Genomic DNA, 7081 nt, shown 5'->3' with positions numbered 1-7081 from the left:
TCCCCCCGCTCAAAGCCAGGGACGTGTTCAAACATGGGTCAATTCTCGGTGGAAATTACTGGCCTTCCCGGGTCACTTCTCAGCGGCAATCAACAAGATAAGGCAAAAGTGTGTCTCCTGTCTCAATAAATTCTGCCATTTGGAGGGATTGAAAGAAATGAAAAAAATTATAGTCTCAATATCTATTTTTTTCTTACTTTTTATGAGCGCATCCAACGCGGATGCGGGCGCAGTATTTACCGTTCGGACGGTTATGACTGGGAATTCAAGCATCGGTAACGATCAAGTGTGGATCCGGGCAGATATCACCGCGACCGGAATCGCTCCTGAATGTTACTATGCCGGATTAGCCTATTTTTACGTTAATAATAACGGCACTATTGATAAAAATAAAGCAATGTCTTTGGCTACGACGGCGCAGGTCGCCAAAATTCCTGTGAGCGTGGAATATTGGATTGCTGCGAGCACTTCTGATTTTTGGGGCTTTGGCACGACCAAATGCGTGATTGATAGAATTGGCTTGGGACAATAACCATCAAGCCGACTTTCAGAACTGTAGTTTTAATCCTCCTGCTCCATATTCCTATTTCTTGATTTCTGTACTGCGTGCATTGAGGTCGTGCTCGGGTTTCTCGGCGGCTGCATCCCATTTACGGCTAAGCACGCCGCTGCCCATTCCGTAGACACTGCAGGTCCGCTGACGTAAGGTTCTCCAATGAGTTGAGTATCAGACCGCAACATCAAGGCTGGACGCGGGGGTGCTTCTAGCCGAGCAATCCTGAGCGCCGATGAAGCAGGCCAGCCTCTTGCCGCGCAGCATGAGGGCGACCGAGGGCGGGATCGTTTTGTCCGTAATATCTGGAGCAAAGGCAACCGAGGCCACCCGCCCTTCGGCGTCAACGGTGAGCCGCAGCCGCAATGGAGCGTTTATTCCGATACCGGCCACATTGAACATACGGCGGATGGTCGCGATGACCGAGGGCGCCAGTCGGACCTCCGTTGACGCAGTGCTGACTGCGGTCGAGGGGCGAGCGGTCCACACCGGCGGCGGATCGCGCCATTGCGGCGCGGCACCAGCATAAGGGTCATAGCCGCTGCCCCCGCCGCGCGCCACCTTCGGCGCGGCCGGCGTTGCGGCGGCGGCTGTTGCAGGCGCACTCTTCGCCTCGTCCCGGTGCACGACCCGCATTTTGGCAACGGTCCATTCTGGCGCGGCCGGCGCGGTGACCTCGTTGGCAGGCTGTTGTTCATCATCTGACGTGGGGGTATCGGCCGCAGGCTGTTCAACCTGCGGCTGCGCGTCGCCGTCGCCGATATCGATTAGCGTCATTCGCTCGCCCTCGGCCCTCGCCAGTCCCGGCCCCACATCCGACAGGCGATAGAGTAGGAACAGGATTAGCGCTACATGGACCGCCAGCGTCGCCAGCGTAGACAGGACCATCCGCAGGCGTGTGCCACCGATCAGCCAGACTATTTGATCCAAAATGGATCTATTTTCTGTGCGTAGATTGCCCCGACCACGCCCGTGATCGCCCGGATTCCAGCCATCTACGCGAACAAATGCCATAGCCTCCCGTTGCTATTCCCAAAAAAGGTCGCCGTCATCCCCTGACGGACGCGAAGATCGAGAATCACCGCGTGACAGGCGCGCTTCGGGGCCGCTACCATGTCCAAGAACGGGGAGCTTCTGCATGAATAGCCTATTGCCAATGCTGCAGAAACAGGATTACCAAACCGGTGAAAATTCGATCGATCTCTCTATCCGGATGCCATTAACTGCCAAGCTATTGTAACGCGGGGCAACGCCGGGAAGGTCGGTCGGATATCGCGGGGTAGTAGCGCGAACGGTCATGATGGTCGAACACAGTTTAAGTCTTTTCGGTCAATTCGCGGTGATATCGAAAATGCTATTGTCTTAATTCATCAATTGATAGGTTGGGTGGGGTATGTTCATCAATTTTGTTAAGAACATTGTCATCATAATTTCCATTATGTGTTCAACATCGGCTTATGCTGGTTCCGCGGGGCCGGGTTATGTTGTGGATGTTCTTACATTTAACAATGGGGTCGTTCTCTTTAATTTGACAGCAGCTCAAAGTGGTAAGCCTGCATGCGCTACGATCGCAAATAGATGGGCAGTAAATGCCGCCACCCCAGCAGGGCAGGCGATGCTCAGCTCCTTATTGTCCGCCAATGTCACGCATAAGCTGATTAATATCGTTGGTACGGGAGAGTGCGGAGTATGGAGCGATACAGAGTCCGTGCTATATGTTCATTTCCCCTGAATAACCCTTCTATTCTACGGTCGTAGGTTGATGATATCCGGATTATACCCACAAAATGGGTGAAATTCGCATGTAATAGTCATTTGGCTCTGGTCTGAGCCCCGCGTTTTCCTCCAGCTTTGCAAGTTGTTCATCCACATCGAAGAAACCCGGTTGCGCCCTCACCGCCTTTCGCCTGCTTCAGCAGGAACAGTGAATCTTCTCCGCGATATTCTCGCGAGGCTTATTGAGTGAAAAAGTAAGCAACCGTCTCGCGGGTTGGCGCGTCCGCGCCGCAGCTGCCCTGGCCGTGTACAGACAATGTTTTGCCCGCCGCATAAGCGGTTATCGCGATCGACAACAACCCCTTCGCATTGTCCGTTGTCGGTGAGGGGATGGCCCAGGCATCGTCAGTCGCACAGGCCGGCTTGGCCGTCCGCGACCCTGCCATGTAGAACACAAATGGTCCGCCGAAGCTATCGCCGCCGATCGTGGTGATCTTCCCGGCTTGGTCGCTGGCGGCTGCGGGCGCGGCGATACAGAGCGGTGCGATCACTTGGAACATATCCCACAATTTCGACAACATTCTTAAGTCCCCCGTCATCCCCAACACGTATAATCAGACGCACACTAGCTATAGCGAGTAATATAATGCTTCAAAACCATATTTTGCGGAGTTACAATCTAAATCCGAGTATTCTTTGTCGGGACGAAGCTTGTAAGGAAGTGTACCTGCCAGATTACAGGCATCCAGCTCAAGCGAGCCCGGCTTTGGCAGTCCAGTTGCCAAGGTCGGGTTACCGGCGGCCGGCCGTCCAATTCGCGGCGTGATTCCATCCTGAGCTGCGCGGTCCCCGATATCGATCCGCGTGATCCGATCACCATCGGCCTTGGCGGGTTCGGGGTGCGGCATCGGATAAGCGATAGAGCAGGAATAGGATCCAGGCTGCGTGAACTGCGAAAGCCGCCAGCATCGACGCGACCATCCGCAAGCACGTGCCCCCGATCAGCCAGACTATTTGATCCGATATGGATCTATTTTCGCCGCGTATTTTCGTTTGATCGCGTGCCTGATTACCCGGATTCCAGTCGTCTACGCGAACAAGTGCCAGTGAGGCTTGTTACAATCGCGAAAAATGTTCCTCGTCATCCCCGTGCAGGCCAGGAAATTCGATAATCGCCGCGTGACAGGCGCACTTCGGGGCCGCTATCATGCCCTTGAATCAGGGGGATTATGCGGCGTGGACAGTCTGTTACGCACGCTTCACGAACAGGAGTTACTGAACGGCAGCGATCTGGCGCGCGCCGAGCAGGTGCGTGCGCGGACCGGCGGGCGGCTGGCCGAGACGCTGGTGCGGCTCGGGCTGGTGGCCGAGGACGATATCGCCCGTGCTTTTCGCGATACGACCGGGCTCGATCGGATTGGCCGGGGTGATCTGCAGGCCGATGGCGAATTACTCGCAACGTTCAATCCGCGCTTCCTCAGTCGCCATGCCGTGGTGCCGTTAGGCGCTGGCGAGGACGGGCTGGCGGTCGCGATGGCCGATCCCGAAGATGCGCCAGCGATCGAGGCGCTGCGCTTCGCGAGCGGCCGCACTGTCCTGCCGCGGATCGCGACCTTTTCCGACGTTCAGGACGTGCTCGGCAGCGCAGCGATCGATCATGGCGATCTGGGCGGGATCGCCGCCGATTATGGTAGCGGGGCCGAGGATGATATCGACCGGCTGCTCGAGGATTCGTCCGATGCGCCTGTGATCCGGCTGGTGCAGTCGCTGCTGGCTGGCGCGGTCAGCCGAGGCGCATCGGACGTGCATATCGAGCCGATGGCGCGGCACCTGATGATCCGGTACCGGATCGACGGCCAGTTGATCGAAGCCGAACGCTATCCCGATGCCTTCGCGGGCCCGGTGGCATCGCGGATCAAGATCATGGCGTCGCTCGATATCGCCGAATCGCGCCTGCCGCAGGATGGGCGGCTGCGGTTGACGGTGCGCGGCCGCGAAGTCGATGTGCGCGTGTCGACATCGCCGACGGCATGGGGCGAAAGCATCGTGCTGCGGCTGCTCGGGCGGACGACTGTGCCGCTCGATCTCGATCGGCTGGGGCTGCCCGATGGTGCGCTGGCGGCGCTCGGCCGGGCGCTGCGCCAGCCGCATGGCATCATCCTGCTGACGGGGCCAACCGGCAGCGGCAAGACGACCACGCTCTATGCCGCGATCAGCAGGCTGCGGCGGCCGGAGGTCAAGATATTGACGGTGGAGGATCCGGTCGAGGTGTTGCTCGACGGGATCAACCAGGTGCAGGTGCGGCCCGATATCGGGCTTGGCTATCCCGAGACATTGCGCGCCTTCCTGCGCCAGGATCCGGATATCCTGATGATCGGCGAAATCCGTGACCGCGAGACCGCCGACATCGCGATGCGCGCCGCGCTGACCGGTCATCTGGTGCTGTCGACGCTCCACACCAATAGCGCGCTGGGCGCCTTCACCCGATTGTCCGATATCGGCATCGAGCCCTATCTGACCGCCTCGACGGTGATCGCGACGATCGCCCAGCGGCTGATCCGTGCGTTGTGCACCGAATGCCGCGCGCCGCGATCCCCGGTTGAGGCCGAGCGGCTGGTGTTTGCTGCAGCGAGCATGGCGGTGGTGGACGAGCTGTTCGATCCAGTGGGTTGTAGCGCATGCCACCAAAGCGGCTATGCGGGCCGGATTCCGTTGATCGAGGTTGTCGAGGTGGACGAGGCGTTGCGTAGGCTGATCCGCGCCGGCAATGCCGAGACGCTAGCGTCGGCCCGCGATCCGCGCGAGACGCTCCATGGCCATGGGCTGAGCCTTGTCGCGCGCGGCGTGACGACGATCGCGGAAGTCGAACGGGCGGTGCAAGCCGGATGACGGCATGGCGTTGCCTTGTCCTGTCGGCGGCCGGAGCGTCGGAATGGCGCACGCTGGAGGCGCCGAGCCGGGAGGCGGCGGTTACAAGGCTGATGGCCGATGGTTTCACACCGCTCGATCTGCACAGCGGTAGCCGGAGTCTTTCGGAAATCCTCCAGCAGCCGGTGACCGTGTCGCGCGGATTGCCGGTGACCGAGCAGGCGTTGATCCTGCGGCAACTGGCGACTTTGGTGCGATCGGGGGTTCCGATCGATCGGTCGCTCGATCTGCTGCGCGAACAGAATCCCCGGGCGGTCTCGCGCCGGATGCTTGCGGCGGCGCTCGTCCGGGTGCGGGGCGGCGGGAGTCTCGCGGTGGCGTTCGAGGAGACGCGCGCTTTCCCGACTTATGTGTCGGGGGTGCTGCGCGCGGCCGAGCGCAGCGGTCGGCTCGGCGATGCGCTGACTTCGCTCGCTGAACGGCTGGAGCTGGCGGCAACGACGCGGCGCCAACTGGTGACCGCGCTCAGCTACCCAGCCGCTGTGCTGGTCGCGACGATCGCGGCGCTGACATTGGTGCTGACGATGGTGGTGCCGCAGTTCGAGCCTTTGTTCGAAGGGCAGGAGGCGCGGCTGCCCTTCCTGACGCAGATGGTGCTGATCATGTCGCATATCGTGCAGGACCATGCGTGGGCGGCATTGCTGGCGATGAGCGCGCTGATCGGCGCGGTCGTCCTGATCCGCCGCAGCGGTATGGCCGGGCACTGGATCGCGCCGGTGCGGCGTTTCATTCCTTTGCTGTCGTTGCGCGATCAATATCTGTCAGCGCAATTCGCCGGTGTGCTCGGCACTTTGATCCTCAATGGACTGACGGTGGTCGATGCCTTGCCGCTGGTGCGGGGCACGCTCGCCAGCGGGCGCTGGCAGAATTTCCTGCTGGCCGCAGAGCGCGAGATCAGAGCCGGGCATCGGCTGTCCGCAGCCCTGGCCCGTGGCGGCCTGTTGCCCTCGACGGTGGTGCGGCTGATCGAAGTCGGCGAACAGGGCGGCAAGGTCGGTGAGACGGCCACCCAGGCCGGCAATATCATGGCCGAAGCGGTGCGTGCGCGGATCGACCGGATGGTGGCGCTCGCCAATCCGGTGACGATCATCCTGCTCGGCGGGCTAGTGGGCATGCTGGTCGCCGGGGTCATGTTGGGTATCTTTGCGATGGGAGATTTCGCCGAATGAACCGCCGAACCAATGGCATGGCCAGGGAGCGGGAGGCCGGCTTCACCTTGATGGAGATGCTGGTCGTGCTGGTGGTGATCGGCCTGATCGCCGCCGTCGCGGTGCCGCAGGTGATGAAGCTGCTTGAGAGCGCCAAGCATAAAGCGGCGCGGATTCAGCTCGAAACGCTGGGCAACAGCCTCAACGCCTATCAGCTTGATATGGGTGGTTACCCGACGACGGCGCAGGGGCTCATTGTGTTGTGGAAACCGGCGGGCGACCTGCCCGACTGGAATGGACCTTATGTACGGCGCGAGCATCAGATCATCGATCCATGGAACCGGCCGTTCATCTATCGGTCGCCGGGGACGGGCCACCCCTATGACCTGATCAGCCTGGGTGCGGACGGCAAGGAGGGCGGGCGTGGCGACGATGCCGATTTGTCCGCGGCGGAGTGATTTAATAATCCAAAACTTCGCATCAAATCATCGTTAGCACCATCGAACAATTGTTGCCGAGGGTAGAGGGATTTTATGAGGTTAAAAAATTTCTCTCGGGATGTGTCTGTATTAATACTATTAGCACCGGCATCGCAGCCTGCGATTGGCGCGCCTACCGATTTGAGCTGGACTCGAATAACCGAAGTCGACGGCGGATGGACGGGAGCCTATATGCAGATCACATATGCTAACGGTCAACGGCTGTTCCGGCAATCGCCCCAATGTCATCGCAGTGA

Annotated in this window: 6 protein-coding genes; 4 read left to right on the top strand and 2 right to left on the bottom strand. The window is 59.9% G+C overall.

Annotated elements, in window-relative coordinates; genetic code table 11:
- Nucleotides 1–532, top strand: a 532-nt coding sequence (locus tag BLS13_RS20485; RefSeq protein ID WP_218123317.1) for a hypothetical protein, incomplete at its 5' end; no start/stop codon positions are given.
- Between the two features lie 195 nt (nt 533–727).
- Here BLS13_RS20485 and BLS13_RS18475 read toward each other — a convergent pair.
- Together BLS13_RS18475 and BLS13_RS18470 are read right to left on the bottom strand one after the other, a co-directional pair.
- Nucleotides 728–1567: a hypothetical protein gene (locus tag BLS13_RS18475; RefSeq protein WP_143012011.1), complete on the bottom strand. Its 840-nt coding sequence runs from the start codon at nt 1565–1567 to the stop codon at nt 728–730.
- A 941-nt stretch (nt 1568–2508) separates the two neighbouring features.
- Nucleotides 2509–2850 (bottom strand): hypothetical protein, encoded by a 342-nt coding sequence (locus BLS13_RS18470; protein ID WP_093454339.1) that lies wholly within the window; start codon nt 2848–2850, stop codon nt 2509–2511.
- Nucleotides 2851–3505: 655 nt separating this feature from the next.
- Here BLS13_RS18470 and BLS13_RS18465 point away from each other — a divergent pair.
- From BLS13_RS18465 to gspG, 3 genes are read left to right on the top strand one after another with little or no spacing between them, the layout of a single operon-like run.
- Nucleotides 3506–5158, top strand: coding sequence for a GspE/PulE family protein (locus tag BLS13_RS18465; RefSeq protein WP_176943675.1), 1653 nt, complete (start codon nt 3506–3508; stop codon nt 5156–5158).
- On the top strand, nt 5155–6366 hold the full coding sequence (locus BLS13_RS18460; protein ID WP_093454336.1) for a type II secretion system F family protein: 1212 nt from the start codon (nt 5155–5157) through the stop codon (nt 6364–6366). The genes BLS13_RS18465 and BLS13_RS18460 overlap by 4 nt, the downstream gene beginning before the upstream one ends.
- On the top strand, nt 6363–6803 hold the full coding sequence (gspG, locus tag BLS13_RS18455) for a type II secretion system major pseudopilin GspG (protein ID WP_256325966.1): 441 nt from the start codon (nt 6363–6365) through the stop codon (nt 6801–6803). The genes BLS13_RS18460 and gspG overlap by 4 nt, the downstream gene beginning before the upstream one ends.
- Nucleotides 6804–7081 lie beyond the last annotated feature (278 nt).

This window comes from Sphingomonas sp. YR710 (assembly GCF_900101455.1).
In the GTDB taxonomy this organism is placed as follows: Bacteria; Pseudomonadota; Alphaproteobacteria; order Sphingomonadales; family Sphingomonadaceae; genus Rhizorhabdus.
This window is presented reverse-complemented; position numbering and strand designations above follow the sequence as displayed.

Coding starts and splice junctions, on each gene's coding strand:
- BLS13_RS18475 (WP_143012011.1), bottom strand. CDS start 1,567: ATGGCATTTGTTCGCGTAGATGGCTGGAATCCGGGCGATCACGGGCGT.
- BLS13_RS18470 (WP_093454339.1), bottom strand. CDS start 2,850: ATGTTGTCGAAATTGTGGGATATGTTCCAAGTGATCGCACCGCTCTGT.
- BLS13_RS18460 (WP_093454336.1), top strand. CDS start 5,155: ATGACGGCATGGCGTTGCCTTGTCCTGTCGGCGGCCGGAGCGTCGGAA.
- gspG (WP_256325966.1), top strand. CDS start 6,363: ATGAACCGCCGAACCAATGGCATGGCCAGGGAGCGGGAGGCCGGCTTC.